This window comes from Streptomyces sp. cg35, assembly GCF_050410835.1.
Classification (GTDB): domain Bacteria; phylum Actinomycetota; class Actinomycetes; order Streptomycetales; family Streptomycetaceae; genus Streptomyces.
This window is the reverse complement of record NZ_CP191268.1, coordinates 2,471,400-2,486,960: the sequence shown is the minus strand read 5'-3', so window position 1 is coordinate 2,486,960 and position 15,561 is coordinate 2,471,400. Positions and strand designations below refer to the sequence as shown.

At 67.3% G+C, this 15,561-nt stretch carries 15 protein-coding genes; 12 read left to right on the top strand and 3 right to left on the bottom strand.

The annotated features are described in order from the left end of the window. Window positions 1–151 precede the first annotated feature (151 nt). Window positions 152–889: a hypothetical protein gene (locus ACQUQD_RS11395; RefSeq protein ID WP_428951934.1), complete on the bottom strand. Its 738-nt coding sequence runs from the start codon at window positions 887–889 to the stop codon at window positions 152–154. Continuing rightward, on the bottom strand, window positions 889–2,280 hold the full coding sequence (eccE, locus tag ACQUQD_RS11390) for a type VII secretion protein EccE (RefSeq protein WP_428951933.1): 1,392 nt from the start codon (window positions 2,278–2,280) through the stop codon (window positions 889–891). Before eccE ends, ACQUQD_RS11395 begins: the two co-directional genes overlap by 1 nt. Window positions 2,281–2,540: 260 nt before the next feature. Here eccE and eccB point away from each other — a divergent pair, with 260 nt between their 5' ends. The 6 genes from eccB to ACQUQD_RS11360 all read left to right on the top strand — a co-directional run bounded on the left by eccB (window position 2,541) and on the right by ACQUQD_RS11360 (window position 8,421). Further along, on the top strand, window positions 2,541–4,070 hold the full coding sequence (eccB, locus tag ACQUQD_RS11385) for a type VII secretion protein EccB (protein WP_428951932.1): 1,530 nt from the start codon (window positions 2,541–2,543) through the stop codon (window positions 4,068–4,070). A 41-nt stretch (window positions 4,071–4,111) separates the two neighbouring features. Then, window positions 4,112–5,383 carry a type VII secretion-associated serine protease mycosin gene (mycP, locus tag ACQUQD_RS11380; protein ID WP_428951931.1) on the top strand — a complete coding sequence of 424 codons (1,272 nt, stop codon included), beginning with the start codon at window positions 4,112–4,114 and terminating at the stop codon, window positions 5,381–5,383. Window positions 5,384–5,861: 478 nt separating this feature from the next. Further along, on the top strand, window positions 5,862–6,218 hold the full coding sequence (locus ACQUQD_RS11375; protein ID WP_428951930.1) for a DUF4333 domain-containing protein: 357 nt from the start codon (window positions 5,862–5,864) through the stop codon (window positions 6,216–6,218). Window positions 6,219–6,255: 37 nt separating this feature from the next. After that, window positions 6,256–6,561 carry a hypothetical protein gene (locus ACQUQD_RS11370; RefSeq protein WP_428951929.1) on the top strand — a complete coding sequence of 102 codons (306 nt, stop codon included), beginning with the start codon at window positions 6,256–6,258 and terminating at the stop codon, window positions 6,559–6,561. A 19-nt stretch (window positions 6,562–6,580) separates the two neighbouring features. Next, on the top strand, window positions 6,581–7,870 hold the full coding sequence (locus tag ACQUQD_RS11365; RefSeq protein WP_428951928.1) for a putative T7SS-secreted protein: 1,290 nt from the start codon (window positions 6,581–6,583) through the stop codon (window positions 7,868–7,870). A 35-nt stretch (window positions 7,871–7,905) separates the two neighbouring features. Further along, window positions 7,906–8,421, top strand: coding sequence for a hypothetical protein (locus ACQUQD_RS11360; protein ID WP_428951927.1), 516 nt, complete (start codon window positions 7,906–7,908; stop codon window positions 8,419–8,421). Window positions 8,422–8,485: 64 nt separating this feature from the next. On the opposite strand, the gene ACQUQD_RS11355 is transcribed toward ACQUQD_RS11360, so the two are convergent. After that, window positions 8,486–9,202, bottom strand: coding sequence for a hypothetical protein (locus tag ACQUQD_RS11355; RefSeq protein WP_428951926.1), 717 nt, complete (start codon window positions 9,200–9,202; stop codon window positions 8,486–8,488). A 375-nt stretch (window positions 9,203–9,577) separates the two neighbouring features. Here ACQUQD_RS11355 and ACQUQD_RS11350 point away from each other — a divergent pair, with 375 nt between their 5' ends. From ACQUQD_RS11350 to ACQUQD_RS11325, 6 genes are all read left to right on the top strand, one after another. Then, on the top strand, window positions 9,578–10,021 hold the full coding sequence (locus ACQUQD_RS11350; protein WP_428951925.1) for a hypothetical protein: 444 nt from the start codon (window positions 9,578–9,580) through the stop codon (window positions 10,019–10,021). 2 nt (window positions 10,022–10,023) lie between these two features. Then, window positions 10,024–11,802: a hypothetical protein gene (locus ACQUQD_RS11345; RefSeq protein ID WP_428951924.1), complete on the top strand. Its 1,779-nt coding sequence runs from the start codon at window positions 10,024–10,026 to the stop codon at window positions 11,800–11,802. Between the two features lie 90 nt (window positions 11,803–11,892). Beyond that, complete coding sequence (locus ACQUQD_RS11340; RefSeq protein ID WP_428957524.1) at window positions 11,893–13,113, top strand: S8 family serine peptidase; 1,221 nt, start codon at window positions 11,893–11,895, stop codon at window positions 13,111–13,113. 123 nt (window positions 13,114–13,236) lie between these two features. Then, window positions 13,237–13,572 carry a WXG100 family type VII secretion target gene (locus ACQUQD_RS11335; protein WP_428951923.1) on the top strand — a complete coding sequence of 112 codons (336 nt, stop codon included), beginning with the start codon at window positions 13,237–13,239 and terminating at the stop codon, window positions 13,570–13,572. 68 nt (window positions 13,573–13,640) lie between these two features. Further along, on the top strand, window positions 13,641–13,940 hold the full coding sequence (locus ACQUQD_RS11330; protein WP_255981905.1) for a WXG100 family type VII secretion target: 300 nt from the start codon (window positions 13,641–13,643) through the stop codon (window positions 13,938–13,940). A gap of 134 nt (window positions 13,941–14,074) precedes the next feature. Continuing rightward, window positions 14,075–15,517 carry a PQQ-binding-like beta-propeller repeat protein gene (locus ACQUQD_RS11325; protein WP_428951922.1) on the top strand — a complete coding sequence of 481 codons (1,443 nt, stop codon included), beginning with the start codon at window positions 14,075–14,077 and terminating at the stop codon, window positions 15,515–15,517. The last annotated feature ends 44 nt before the right edge of the window (window positions 15,518–15,561 follow it).

Genomic DNA, 15,561 nt, shown 5'->3' with positions numbered 1-15,561 from the left:
CGAGAGCGGCCGGGTCCACGGCAGACGTACACCAAAACGTGACGAACAAGCGCCGCACAGGGCTGAAAAATGTCCGAATCATGCGTAAAACGGCTGGAGTTCACCGGTGAGATGGCCGCGTCGCAGGGGGACCGATGACGCGCGCCCCGACTCAGTCCATCCGGCGTGCGGTTCCCAACAATCCGGTCTCGGCGTCCGTCGCCTGCGTCATCACGTACTGCCGGTCGCGGTCGGTGCACCACAGGGTCACGCCGTCGGCGAGCGTCGGCAGCGACTCGAACTCGCCGCGCGGCAGCCCTATCACCCGCCCGATCTCGGCCGCCTCGTCCGGGGACACCCGCTGCACACCCACGAGCCGGGCCTGCCGCATCAGGCGCGGCGCGACCGGGCTCAGATAGGGGAGCAGAGTGAGGACCGACTGCCAGGGCGCCGAGGCCACGCGTCCGCGCGGCGGCCGCATGCCGCAGTCACGGATCACGAGCACGGGCCCGCCGGCCGACGCACCCTGCGGCGGCACGCGCCCCACGTCGTGCACGGTCATCCCGGACTGTCCGCCGCCGACGGCCTGCACGAGCTGCGCCCACTGCTGCGCACGGCCCGTCTCCACGGCCACCCGCGCACCGGTCGCGGCCGCCCGCAACGCGAGCACCTGCGCCGTCCACAGACCGCCGATGAGCACGATGTCGTACGGCGTCGGGCGGTTGATGCCCATCACGGCGGGCTGTCCCTCGGCGTCGACGCCGACGACCACGCCGTCGTCCCCGATGGGCAGCGACAGCGAGTCGAGCTGCTCGGGGGACAGGGAGTGCCGCTGGTGGCGCGGCCCGAGCAGCCCGAAGCCGGTCCGCAGCCGCTCGCCGAGGTCAGGGATCTGGCTGGTCATGGCCATCAGCGGGCTCCTCCGAGCGGCAAGGTGGCGAGAACGCCGGGCAGTTGCTCACGGTCGAGCCGGACGAGCCCGGTGCGCACCTGGCGCGCGGCCCGCTCCAGATCACGCCGGGCGGTGGTCAGCTCGCTGTCGCTGCGGCCGGTGATCCGCATGTGCCCGGTCAGCGTGACGTCCTGCTGGTCGCCCTTGGCCAGCGTCAGACTGAACGTCGTCGCGAGCGCGGGCACCGTCGTCAGCTGGGCGACGAGCTGCGGCAGGGTGGCGCCGCCGCTGCCCAGTTGGGGCCAGCGCCGCACCCAGTACGTGGTGTGCCGGCGGTTGTCGCAGCGCCAGCTGCGCCCGGACTCCTCGGTGCGCCGCTGCGGCGCCTCGCTGCGGCCGGCCTGGGCGGTCACCATCGGGTTGGCGCAGGCGGACGTGGCGACCGCGGAGATCAGCTCCTCCTCGGTGAGCACGCTCGCCCGGAACCCGGCGCCGCTCAGCCGGCTCGACAGATGCTCGGCGACCCGCGCGAGGCACTTCTGCGCGCCGACCACGCCACCGCCACGGGCGGACACGGCCTCCGGGCACAGCTCGGGGTCGAGCTTCAGCGCGATCCACGTGATGCGCACCGCGGGCGATCCGGTCTGCGCCTGCAGCGGCGCGTAATTGCTCACGGCCACGGACTGCTGCGGCAGGTGCAGCGCGGGGGCGGGCTGCGTGTGCAGCACGATCTGCGCCGACTCCAGGCGGATCCCGTCCACCTCCAGGGCGTCCCGCACCAGAGCCACCGGCAGCGGGCGGCGGCTGCGCTCGGCCCGCAGCGCGGTGGCGTCGGACTCGACCTGGAGCACGGCGGTCAGGAACCCGCCGTCCCCGACCATGCCCACCGGGCGCTGGTCCCGGTCGTCGCCGCGGTTGTGGCTGTACGTCCGCAGGCTCGGGTCGCACTCGACGGCGGGCGCGAGCCCCGGCTCGGTGCCCGGCGGCACCGGCGAGCCCGCCGCGCTGCGCCGACGGGCCCGCATCGCGAGCACCGTGCCCAGCCACTCCGGCAGGGAGCGCCCCCGGCGGCGTACGAGAGCGAGCAGCAGCAGGAGGGCGGCGACGGCGCCCGTCGCGATCAACGCGACCATGCCGGCCACCCAGCCGCACACCACGAGGGCGGCGGCCAGCTCGATCATCACGAGCCGCTGCGCGCGGAACGAACCGCCCCGGCCGGAACGCGATTTCAAATGCGGCGTCACGGCTCCGCGATAAGGCGCCGCGGAATGCGGGCCCGTACCGGAATCACGCGAATTCTGTGCAGGCGTGTGTGTCATTTGTGAAGGAGAAGGGGATCCCGGCCCCGAACGGTCACCCGATCGTGACCTCGATTGCGACCGCGATCGAGCCCGCGTTGCGGAAGCCATCACTCAAAACCCCCCGAACTCTCCCGAAATCCCATGCGCAAAGGCTCCTTGAAAGGGCCCCACAGGCCCTTTGGAAGGCCTCAGCACCCTACCCGTGCCACACGCACAACGTCGCAACAGGCATAGTAGGGGCCTGGTCTGACAGCCACGGCGGTCGCACGAGAGCCGCCCGGTGGACCGAGGCACGTACGTCGACACCGGTCGACCGAGGACGGGGGGACGCGCCCCCACGGCTCCGCACGGGGAGAGAGCGGACACAGATGGCATCACGGCGGGACGAACTCAACGCCTATACCTTCGCGAAGCGCCGCACCTTGGCGTCCTTCCTGCAGCCCTCACCGTCGGGCTCGGAGGAGGGCGCCCCCAAGCCGCTGCGCGCGGTGGTGCCCGGCACGATCGTGGGTGTGGTGGTCCTTGCGGTCTTCGGCGCGATCGGGATGTTCAAGCCCACGGCGCCGAAGGGCTGGGACACGACCCAGGCGAACGTCATCGTGGCGAGCGACTCGACGACGCGCTACGTGGTCCTGAAGACCGACGGGCAGAAGCAGCTGCACCCGGTCCTGAACACGGCATCGGCCAAGCTGCTGCTCAAGGACTACACCGACAAGGTCGTCACCGTCGACGAGAACGTCCTCGACAGCGGCGAGCCCCCGCACGGCGCCACCCTCGGCATCCCGTACGCCCCCGACCGCCTCCCCTCCAGCTCGCAGGCCGAGGAGGCGAAGCGCTGGATGGTGTGCGAGCGCCCCAGCGACGGCGGGCGCGCCATCCAGAAGGCCGCGTTCGTCCTCGCCAAGAAGGAGTGGAAGAAGTCGGAGGGGCGCAACAAGCTCTCCGGCGGCGAGCTGATGTACGTGGCCGACTCGGCCACCAAGAAGCAGTACGTCGTCGATGCGCGCGGTACCTCCTACGAGATCACCGACCCGGCCCAGGAAGGCGTGCTCAGCGCGCTCGACACGCAGGGGCGCACCCCGCAGCGCGTCTCCTCCGACTGGCTGCGCACGCTGCACCCCGGCACCCCGGTCTCCATCCCGCAGGTCCCCGGCAACGCCGGCGAGACCGCGAACGCGGTCGCGGGCACCGGTAACGCCGAGTACGACAAGGTCGGCACGGTCCTCAAGTCCATCGACGGCACCCGCATGCAGTACTACGTGGTGCTGCCCGGCAAGGTGGCCCGCATCTCCGAGTTCACCTCCAAACTCCTGCTCCACAGCAAGCAGTTGGTGAACGTCAACTCGACGGGTGCGGCGGTGCAGGTGAACCCGGCCGCCGTCGCCGAGAACGAGCCGTTCGAGGGCGAGGGCGCCAACTGGCCCACCCAGGGCGCGAAGACCGTCAACAACGGCGCCAGCGCGACCAGCGGCCGCAACACCGTCTGCAACACCCTGCACTCGGTCAAGAGCAGCGGCACCACCCTGTCGACCTGGGCCGGCACGGACTTCCCCGCCGACCTGCCCACCGGTTCGTCCAGCGCGTACGTCACCCCGGGCTCGGGCCAGATCTTCCGGCAGATCCAGGGCACGGAGACCAAGGCGGGCGGGATCTTCCTGATCACCGACACCGGTCTGCGCTACGCCCTCCAGTCCAACGCCGACAGCGCCACCGACGACCAGGGCATCGGCACGACCGCCAAGGAGCGCAAGGCGGAGCAGGCCGAGGCACAGATCGCGCAGAAGCTCCTCGGCTACGACAAGACGAACCCGTCGCCGATCCCGATCACCTGGTCGACCTTCCTGCCCACCGGCCCGCGACTCTCCCAGGCGGCCGCACGTCAGCCGCAGGGCTCGTAGCGGACCGGCGGGACAAGAGCACGAGGGGAAGGGGCCAACTCATGGCGATCACCAGCAACTTCGCGCCCGGCGCCCGGCGACTGGCCGCCGTGTCCGCGGCCACGGCGCTCACCGCGTCCGCGGCGGTACTGGCCCTGCCGGCCGCTCCGGCGGCGGCGGACAGCGGCCAGTGCACGTTCGGCGGCAAGAAGTACGCGGGCCGCCCGTGGGCCCTGCAGCGCGTCAACCTCGACGAGCTGTGGGGGAGCGCGACGGGCAAGGGGGTGCGGGTCGCGGTCATCGACACGGGCGTGGACGTCAAGAACCCGCAGCTGACGAAGGCCGTGGACGTGGGAGCGGGCGCCAACTTCCTTCCCAAAAAGGACGACAAGGGCGAGGCGATCCCGGACCGCGGCAACGCGCACGGCACGACGGACACCGTCGGCCACGGCACGCGCGTGGCCGGCATCATCGCGGCCCGCAAGGCGAGCGGCACCGGGTTCGTGGGCCTGGCCCCCGACGCCACGATCATCCCGATCAAGCAGAACGACGCCGAGGGCCACGGCGACTCCAACGCCCTGGCGCTGGCGATCAACCACGCGGTCACCGAGAAGGCCGACGTCATCAACATCTCCCAGGACACGGAGAAGGCCCTGGCCCCCGGCTCCAGGCTGGAGAACGCGGTCAACAACGCGCTGGCGCACGACATCGTGGTCGTGGCCTCCGCCGGCAACGACGGCCTAGGCGGCAACGTCAAGGACACCTACCCCGCCTCGTACAAGGGCGTCCTCGCCGTCGCGGCCTCCGACCGCAACAACGAACGCGCCGCGTTCTCGCAGTCCAACGACTCCGTCGGCGTGGCCGCCCCCGGCGTCGACATGATCTCCACGGTCCCCAAGGGCGGCCACTGCTCCGACAACGGAACGAGCTTCTCGGCCCCCTACGTGGCGGCGGTGGCCGCCCTGCTCAAGGAGCACCACAAGGACTGGACGGCCCAGGAGGTCGTGGCCCAGATCGAGCAGACCGCGGAACGCTCCATCACCGGCCGGGACCGCCTCGTCGGCTGGGGCGTGGTCGACCCGGTGCGAGCCGTCACCGAGATCAGTGACCCGAAGAACCCCATCCAGACCCCGAAGCCGGAAGAGGCCGGCGCACACGCCGAGCCGCCCGAGGTCGCCCCGGTCCACTTCGGCGAGACGGCGGAAGAGCGCAACGCGCGCCTGGGCACGTATGTACTGATCGGTGGTCTGGTCGCGGTGGCGGGGCTGGGCGGAGCGGCGGTGGCGGTGCGGGATGCGCGGCGCAGGAAGGGGCGCGTGGAGCGCGGGGTGTGACAGCGCCGCCGGAGACGTGTCGCCGGAGCCCTTACCCGCCGCTCATCCTCGCCCGGCGCAACGGGCACTCCGTATTCTCAGGCGGCCGTCCAGACCCGTCATTCCCAGGCTGCCGTCCAGACCCGTCCAGACCTGAGCGGGAATCCGGTCGAGCACGTAGCACAGGTAGTTCAGCCGCTCTTCGAGGGACTGCGGCGACGGCGTGCCGGTGCGGTCAGGTTCGGCAGTGACTCCACGGCCCGGATTGTCGCGGACGCTGTGTGCTCCTGTGAATCGAGGCCGGCTCGGGGTGGTAACGGTGAAGATCGTTTGTCGTTGCGGCGAAGACTCCATGGAGCTCGGGGAGTTGCCGGGTAAGCAACTAAATGCCCCAAGTGCGAGCCCGGTATGCGCCCTATGCTGAGCGCGCCGAAGGCCGCGATGCGAGCCTGCCCGCCTCGTCATCTCCGTCTGCCCTGACCGCCTGGAACGGAACACCATGATCAAGTCCCGCTTGGCCGCCGCAACTTTGGCCCTCTCGGCCGTGGCAGCGGGCGCCCTGCTCGTCGGCTGCTCGGGCTCGGTCAGCGTCGGCAGCACCGACCCCAAGGTGTCCAAGGACAAGCTGTCCGACACGGTCGCGGAGCAGCTCGCCAAGACGACAGGGCAGCCGAAGCCGGATGTCACCTGCCCCAAGGACCTCGTGGGCAAGGTCGGCAACGCGACGCGCTGCACGCTCACGGCGAGCGACGGCAGCACCCTCGGCGTGACGGTCACGGTCTCCAAGGTCGACGGCAAGAACGTCAACTTCGACATCAAGGCGGACGACACGCCTTCGCCGGCGCCGAGCAACTGACGATCTGCGACCGGGAGAACAGAAAGAAAGAGGGGCTGTGGCAACCGACCTTGGAGTAGGGCCGGGGACGCTGAAGAAAGGCGCGGGGGACATTCTCGAGATCCTCACGCCGGTCAAGAAAGTGGACCTGGAGGATTCGTCCAAGGCGGGGGACGACCTCGGCGACGACGATGCGGCCAAGGCGCTCACCGTGTTCTGCGCGACGTGGGAGATGGGCGCCGGATTCCTGAACGACTGCGCGGCGACGCTGGCCGAGGGGCTGAACTCCGCCAACAAGGATCTCGACGCGACGGACCAGGCGATCCGTGACGCGGTCGATTCGGTGAAGACGGACCTGGGTTAGAGGCGAGGAACACGGATCCATGGGCGGAAACAGGCTGGGGTGGACGGACGACCCCAAGGACCTCGTCCCGGGTGACGCCGGCAAGCTGGGCGGGATCGTCACCACCTTCAACGGCTGGTCGACCAAGTTCGAGAGGGTCGGGGACGACCTGCGCGACCTGAAGATCCCGGGGTGGACCGGGCAGGCCAGCGAGTCCTTCTGGCCCACGATGGCCAAGGAGAAGAAGAACTGGTACCTCGCCGCGGACGCGATGTCGGGCGCCGCGAAGGCCATCACCTCGTACTCCTCCACGCTGAGCTGGGCCCAGCAGCAGGCGCAGACGGCGATCCACAAGTGGGACGCGGGGGATCACGACGGAGCGGAAGAGGTTCTGGAAGCCGCGAAGAAGCAGCTCAAGACCGCGGCCGAGACGCTGACCAAGAAGCTCGGCAATCTGGCGGGGGACGCGAAGGACAGCCCCAAGTGGCTTGCGGAGGCCAAGGATTATGTCGACGCGAGGCAATGGGCTGCTGAGCATGGGGCGCTCAAGACTTCGCAGAACAAGTGGTCCTGGGACCGGCAGCGGTGGGCGAAGGACGCGGATGGCAAGGAGCGCCATACGCTCAAGGCCTGGGGCAAGGACGAGAACGGCAACTGGTTCATCAAGGACCAGGTGGTCACAGACCCCGACACGCCGCAGACAGCCAACAAGCCCGGTGTGAACGTCAAGCTCGCCGAGTGGCAGGGCGGCGCCGACGTCTGGTCGGTGGGTGCGTCCGGAGACGGGAAGTTCGGCGTCTTCGACGTGAAGGGCAACGCGGGTATCTCCACACTCGGTGTCTCCGGAGCCGCCGGTGCGAGCTTCACCGACGGACGGCTGCAGGCCACCGCCTCTGGCAGCGCGTATCTGGCCCAGGCCTCGGCCGCCGGCAGCGCGGAGTGGGGCGTCGTCGCCGGCCAGGCCGAGGGCAAGGCCTTCGTGGGCGCTGACGCCTCGGCGAACCTCGGAGTCGGCAAGGACGGACTGCACGCCGGAGCGGAGGCGTTCGCAGGGGCCAAGGCCACCGGGTCGGTCTCCGCCGACGTCGGTGGTGTCGGCGCCGGTGCCACCGGCGAGGCATGGGCGGGCGTGGGTGCGTCCGCCAGCGCCGACCTCGGCATGAAGGACGGCAAGTTCACCATCGGCGGCGAGCTCGGCGTCGGCCTCGGTGTCGGCGGCAAGGTCTCGGTCGACATCACTGTCGATCCCGGCAAGGTGGTCGACACGGCCGAAGACGCGGCCGACGCCGTGGGCGATGCCTGGGACAGCACGGTCGGCAGCTGGTTCTAGCCTGAGTCGACGTTCATCGAAGGATGGGATCCACCATGGCGACCACGTTGCCGATCAAGATTTCCTTTTCGCTGCCCGACGGGTGGCAGGCGGCACCGCCGGACGAGGTGGGCGCGCCGGGCGTCGCGTTCGTCGCGCTCCACCCCGCTTCCGTGGACGGCGGCTTCACGGCGAACATCACCATCGCCGGCGAGCTGCGCAACGACGGCGCCAGCCTGTCGCGGATCGCCGACGAATCAGTACCCCGGCTGTCGCAGGCCGGGACCGTGCGGGTCCTGAAGAAGACCGAAGTCGGTACGCCCGACATCCCCGGGCTGACGGATTCGCCCGGAATTGTCCAAAACTTGATTCTCTCCACGACGCTGCGAGGCGAGCCGGTGGAACTGTGCCAGAGCCAGGTGTACCTCGGTATGGAGGACGTGAAGAACCCTGCGAAGCGCGCCCTCATCGAACTCGTCCTGACCGCGAAGCAGGAGCAGCTCGACGAGGTGATCGAGGACTTCAAGGCGTTCCTGCGGACCGTGCGCCCGGCCGAGGAGGCGTCGGACTGAGGTGTCCGGAGAACACGAGTGCCCCTTGCCCTGATGGGGCAAGGGGCACTCGGCTGCGGTCCGCTCAGGCGGTGCTCCATGACTGCGCCGGAATGCGATCCAGCACATCACACAGGAAGTTCAGCTTCTCCTCGACCGCGGCGGGGGACACGGCGCCCTGATACCAGGTGAACAGCTCGTCGCCGCGGAGCTGGAGCGGGGACGAGGCGGCCCGCGAGTCCGTCAGCAGGAACGGCACCACGGTGCCGTCCAGGACGTTTCGCGCAAAGCCCTCGTCGCTCGTGACGACCCGGAACTTCGCGTCGAATTCCGCGACGCCGATTTCTGTCCTCTCCCTGCGGTCGAGGACGGCGTCGAGCTTGCGCGGCTGCAGAATCTCGAGGGAGGGAGCTGAGCCGGGTGCGGTGACGACGAAGATCGCATTGACGGTGGGCGTCCTGGCCTCACCGGCTTCATGCGTCGAACCGGGGTTGACGTAACGGTGCTCGAAGAACGTGAAGGACCGTCCTCGGAGCTCGCCCGTGGTGTGGTGCCAGGCACGCAGGCCCGACCCGGAACCGGGCATCGCGGCCGCCCCGCAGTACTGATCGATTCGCCCGTACGCCTGCGGCGCGTACGCCCACCCGTTCTCCTGGGCGACCCTGGCCAGCTCCGCGTAACCATCGGCGGTCTGCTGATTCTTCTTGCGCCCACGCCTGGACAACACGAAGACGGCGACGAAGACCCCGGCGATGAGAGCGAAGACGAGCGCGCTCTCCAGGATCTCAACCAGTTGATTCATGTCCCCACACTATGGGGCGCCCCACTACAGCGTGAACTCGGTCCGGAACATTTGCTTCCGCGGAACTCGCGGGTCTTCACCCGGGACGCTCCGTCATTCCTGCCGCGTGGAGATTTGATGGAGATTGCCGGTGGCCGCCTCGTGGTGCGACTCGCGGCCGCGTGACGGTGATTCGCCAGCAGGGACAACTCCGGCGAAACGGCGCTGCAGATGCAGTCTCGTAACTGAGTTAACACACAGCGCGGTTGGAGTAGATGTACAGGGTGACTACAGTGGTAAACGCGTTGTAAGACGCGACTGACTTTGCGGTCGCCCGTCGGCCAGACAGGCTGCGGCGACCGGGTTGGACCACGGGGAAACGGGGAGGAAGGCGTCGTGCTTCCAGCAGACATGGTGGGCGGGCCGTCGAAGGCCAGGGCCGCGAACCTGGAGGTCACCAACGAGGCGCTGACCACGTTCCAGAAGCGGGTCGACGCGGTACTCAAGGACCTGGACGCCTCGGCGGGAAGTCCCACGAAGGTCAGTGCCCAGAGCATCAGCAAGTCGTCCCTGCACAATGCGGGAGTACGCGCGTTCCCTGAGGCTGACGACCTGTTCACGGCGTACAACGCGGTGCACACGAACCTTGTCACGCTCTCCAAGACGCTGAGTCTGCAGATCGAGGCGATCAGCATCGCCGTGCAGGGTGCCCACCGGGGCTTCGGCAACCTCGAAGAGGATCAACGGCAGCGGTTCTGGTCCATCCAGACCGAGATCAGGAAGCTCCAGGGCGCCGGTAAGAAGCACACCAACGAGGCGACGAAGGACGCGGGGCTCTGACCATGACTGGACACAATCACGACGCGGACCGCGATCGCGTCTCACAGCAGAACCAGTTCACGGACTTCGCCCACGGTGTCGAGGACAACAACACGGGCGGCGGCTGGATCAATGGCATGCTGCGTGCCGTCGTCGGAGTCACTCCGACGGGCCAGGCGCTCGGTACCCGCGAGTCCCATTTCGAGGATCCGAACCTCGATCTCAACACGATGCTCGACATGGTCGCGCAGACCAACCCGGCCGACCTCGAGTCCTCCGGCACGGCCCTGTGGAACGCGCGCGACGCGATCAAGAAGGCCGCCTCCGAACTCGACGGGCACATCACGAGAGTCCACTGGGTCGGCGAGTCCGGTGACAGCTTCCGTGACTTCGGCAAGGACCTGGTCACTTACGGAGAGCAGCTCAGCACGTTCGCCGGCAGCGCCGGTGACCAGCTGTCCGCGGCCTCCATGGGGCTGGCTTCCGTGCGGGGCGCGATGCCGGAGCGTGACACCCGCCCGGCGGACCAGCGCAAGATGCAGCCCAAGGACTATCCGGCCCACAAGCAGGTGGACAGCAACGCCGAATACGCGGCTGCGGTGAAGGTTGAGAAGAACCGCCAAGAGGCGATCAACCAGATGAACCGCCTGTCGTCCTACTACGCCGTGTCCACAGAGCAGTTGAACGCTCTGAACAGCGAGCCGCCGAAGCTTCGGTCCATGCCGGATGTGGGGGTGCCGAAGCCGAAGGTTGGAAGGCGCTGGGGCGGTGAGGCTGTTGGCTCCGGCGGGAGTACGGCGGACACCTCGGCCGATGGAGCGCATGCCTCGGGCAGTTCGCACGCACAGGTCGACGGCACCCGTGTGAGTGCTCCTCCGGCTGTGAGCGAGACTCCGGTCAAGGACGTGGACGGGACCGTCACGCAGCCGGACCGCCCTGTAGGCACGGAGATCGACAGCGTAGGAACCCTGCCGTCGCCCACCACGACCTCGCCGACGACCGGACCTGGTCCGGTGTCCGGTGGCCCGAACCCCGTGGGACCTTCGTCCAACGGATTCAACAACGGGTACGTCCCTCCGATGGCGAGTGGAACAACTGGCCGCAACATCGGCCCCGCAGGGTCTCGTGCCCCCTTCTCGCCACAGGGCCGGTCTGGAGGCGCTCCGGGTGCGGCCGATCCGAGCAGCGCCCGGTCCATGGGCCGCGGCGGCGTCGGCGAGATGGGCAGGACGAGCTCGACCGCGAAGGCCGCCGGTGTCAGTGGAAAGCCGTCGCCGGCAGCGGGCCAAGGCATCACCGGCGGTACGCCGCGGGCCACCGGGGGGCAGACGCCTCGCACAGCAGGTGGCACGGGAGCCGGTCGTTCGAACGGTGTGGTGGGTGGACGCCCCACAGCCGCGCCCACGGGACAGAACGGGTCGCGCATCCCCCGTGGTTCCGTGATGGGTGCCGGCGAGTCCGCGGGTGGTGGCCGGTCGGCCACGGGACGCGTGGGACAGCGAGGCGTCTTCGGCGCACCCGGATCCGCCGCCAGGCAGACAGGGCCGGCTGCGGCAGGGACGAGGAACGGTGCCACGTCGCGCGAGGCGGTCACCGGTAGCCCGACCTCGCGCAATTCCGCTGCGCGTGCCGAGCGGAACGGCATGACGCGGGGCGGCGCCGGCCTCGTGGGCGGCCGCGCCAAGAACGGTAAGCCGAACGAGGAAGAGACGGATGTGGCGGAGCGGCCCGACTACGTCGTCGAGGACGTGAACACCCATCTGCCTGCCAACCGGCGCGACGTGCCGCCGGTCGTCAACTGAAGCCGAGCGAGGACAGAAAGCACCATGAAGTCAGGTATCAGCCGACGACCCGATCGTTCCGCGCTGTTCAAGGCCCGCGCCGGCAGACGCGTGCGCGCGGTCGGGGCGGTCGTCGGAGCCCTGACCGCAGTGAGTGCGGGCTTCGCACCGAGTGCTGCGGCATACGACGCGCAGTCCAAGCAGTGGTACCTGGACCCGATGCAGACCGCGCAAATGTGGAAGGTCAGCACGGGCAAGGGCGTCAAGGTAGCTGTCATCGACTCGGGTGTGAACGCGCAGACGAGTTCGCTCAAGGGACAGGTACTCACGAACGAGGTCTCCAAGTCCGTTTCATACCACGTGACTCGGGACTTCTCCGGGCATGGCACGACGATGGCGGAACTAATCGCGGGAACAGGTGCCGGTGGTGGCATCAAGGGACTCGCGCCTGATGCGAAGATCATTCCTTACCGGGTCCAGATGGAGGACCTCACGAGCAAGGCGGAGCTGGCGAAGACTCCGGAGCCTGCTGAAGCGATCAAGGCAGCGGCGGATTCCGACGCCAAGATCATCAATATGTCGTTCGGCTCGGACACCATCGACCCCGACCAAGAGGCCGCACTTCAGTACGCGGCGTCCAAGGGCAAGCTGATGATGGTGGCTGTCGGCAACGAGGGCGTGAAGTCGGGGAACATCGGCTATCCGGCTGCGTACCCGTACGCGGTCGGCGTGGGCTCGGTGGACGCGACCGGAACGGTTTCGAAGTCCTCGTCCTACGGGAACGACGTGGACCTTGCGGCCCCTGGAGTCGACATTCCGGGTTGGTGCGACACGTCGTTCCAGTCGTACTGCATGCGAGACGGCGGAACCAGCTCGGCAACCGCCATCGCCTCAGGAGCCGCCGCCCTCATTTGGTCCGCCCACCCCGACTGGACGGCGAACCAGGTCCTGCGTTCGCTGATCGACACGGCCAGCCGCACCTGGAAGAAGGACGACCCCAGCAAGTACCTCGGCTACGGAACCGTTCGTCCCCGCAAGGTACTTGAGGATCCCAACTACGACGCCGGACCGGCGCAGTCGGACCCGCTCGCCGAGGAGAACGGCGGCCCGGCGAAGACCGAGAACGGAACCGCCACCAAGCCCTCCGCCTCTGCATCAGCCTCGTCACAGCCCTCGCAGAAGGCTTCAGAAGTCCCGGCCGAAGCGGCAGGATCGGAAGCGAAGTCCTCAAGTGACAGCAACACGTTGTGGATTGTGCTCGGTGCTGTTGCCGCGGTGATCGTCATCGGGGGCGGGGGATTCGCTGTGATGAGGGCGCGGCGCAGCCAGTGAGACTTTCAACCGTGGGATTTCCTGCGCTTCTTGGGCGGGCCACGGGGGAGCGGTTCGGCCTCAAGCGGGGCATGGACCAGAGCAGTTGGAACTAGAGGCAGACCAAGGAAAGGCAGGAGCGCCATGGCCGGCGGACGGCAGAAGCTCGAAGACCAGCAAGTAGTCGTACTTGAGAAGCAGATGTCGGAGAAGTACGACGGCATCCGGAAGCGCGTCCACAACCTGCAGGGCGTCATCGACAGCCTCGAGGGCCAGTGGCAGGGCATCGGTAAGAACGCCTTCGACAAGAAGCAGTACGAGATCAATGAGTCGCTGCAGAACATCGGCAAGATCCTCGCCGATGTCATCGACTCCATGAACAAGACGCGAAACATCAAGGACAGCAGCGAGGACGACGTTCGCGCTTCGGTGGACAAGATCTCCGTTACGGACGGTGCCTCTTCTCTCCGCAGCTACTGAGGGACTTCGAGCCCAGCGGATCAGAAGTACGTCGGAACAGAATCACGAGCGAGACGAGGTAGAAGGACATGGCCGGTAACGGAGACGGGCTGCTCGTTACTTATGACGGGCTCGACCAGGCGGCGACCCAGATCGGCAATGAGGCGAAGGCTCTCGAGGCTGACCTGCAGGAACTCAAGCAGATGGTCGTCAAGAGCCTGCAGTACTGGGAGGGCGAGGCCCAGAGCACGTTCGACCAGAAGCTGAAGAAGTGGGACCAGGAGGCCAGCGACATCCACACGGCGCTGACCGGCATCGGCCACGTCGTCGGCACCTCTGGTGGCACTTACATGGATGGCGACAAGAAGGCAGCCAGCTACTTCCAGTAGTCAACGGCTGTTGAGTCGGAACAGGGTGGACGCGCACGGGAGGCGTCCACCCTGTTCTCTTTGTGCCCCGCTCGAAGCGGTCGCGGAACCTTCGGTGACTGAATGGTCCATTTCTACGAAAGGGTGAGAAAAGAATGTCGTTCGGCCCGCCGCCTTCGCCGTTCACGCAGTCCGTAAAGGTCGCGGAAGAGCGCGTTCGCCGTCGGAAGGTTCTGCGTGGTGTGTGCTTCCTGGCATTCGCGGTGATTCTGGGAGCGGGCGGCTGGTACGTGTGGCCCAACTCGTCGCAGGCTCCGTCCGCGCAGGAGGGCAAGGCGCCGGCGAAGGCCGCTCCCGAAGCAATTCGGGAGACCGTTGAGGATCCTCCGAAGGGTGGTGTGGGCCATGTGGAGAGCGCGGTCATCGAGAGGGGTCTTGAGCCCGGAAAGTACCTGGTCACACCGGGCATGTGGGCAACGAAGAAGGTTCTCGTGAAGGGCAGGCAGTCGAGTCTCGTCGCCGTGAACATCGCTGATGGCTCCGATGCCTGGACTCGGGACCTCGGCAGTGACATCTGCGCCATCACTCAAGATGTGACGAACGATGGACGTACTGCCGTAATGGTCAAGGATCCCGAGGGCGACCACCTGTGCAATCAATTGGTGATGTTCAGAATCGGCACCGGAGCGAAGCTCTGGCAGGTCAAGGTCCCCGTCAAGCGGGGATTCTTCTCCGAGCCCACGAGGATGACCATGACTCAGGGAGTTGTCGTGACGTCATGGAACGAGGGATCGGCCGGATCGGACATGAGTACGGGCAAGACGCTGTGGCAGCGGGGTCGCACCAAGCAATGTCATGATGGTGGGTTCGTGGGAGGTCAGTCGCTCCTGCTGAGGTACGACTGCTTTGATGAGAAAAGCCAGCAGGATCACTATCGCGTGCAGAAGCTCGATCCCGGCACCGGAGCGGTTGAATGGACGTACAAGGTCGCCTCGGGTGTGAAATTTGCGTATCTCCTTTCCAGTCAACCTGCGGTCCTGGCGGTGGCGGCCGGAGACTACGACGTAACGAACCTGATCTCTTTGGATGGGCGCGGCAAGTATCGCGCCGGCATTCGAATGGAAGGTGATCACTACAATGTGGAATGCGATCCCGACAGCGTCGACGGCTGTACTGGTGCGCTAGTTGCCAATGATCAGGTCTTTGTCACCAGTGGCGATTCCAGCGAGGAACCCGGGAACAATACCAACTGGATCGTGACGTTCGACCTGGCAACTGGAAAGTCCGGCTTCAAGTTCGATGCGGGTGAAGATCAACAGATTTCACTTCTACGTGTGAGTGGCGACCGGGTTCTTGCCTTGAAGAACGGTACGGATACCATCGCCCCGAACTCGTTGGTGAGCCTTGATCCGAAGAGCGGCAAGCAGCGCACGTACTTCTACTTCACTATTCCAAGTGGCATGCATGGTTACGGCGCGGGTGAAGTTGCGGTCGAGCACGGAAGAATCTTCTTCGGTAACCAACAATGGCGAGGCAGTGGAAAGAAGGGCATGCCTGAAGCCAAGTGGCTGGCGTATGCCGTAGGTAGAGCCGCCTGATCCTGGCTCAGGCCAGGTGCTACGTCGAGCCGATGCCAGGCAAA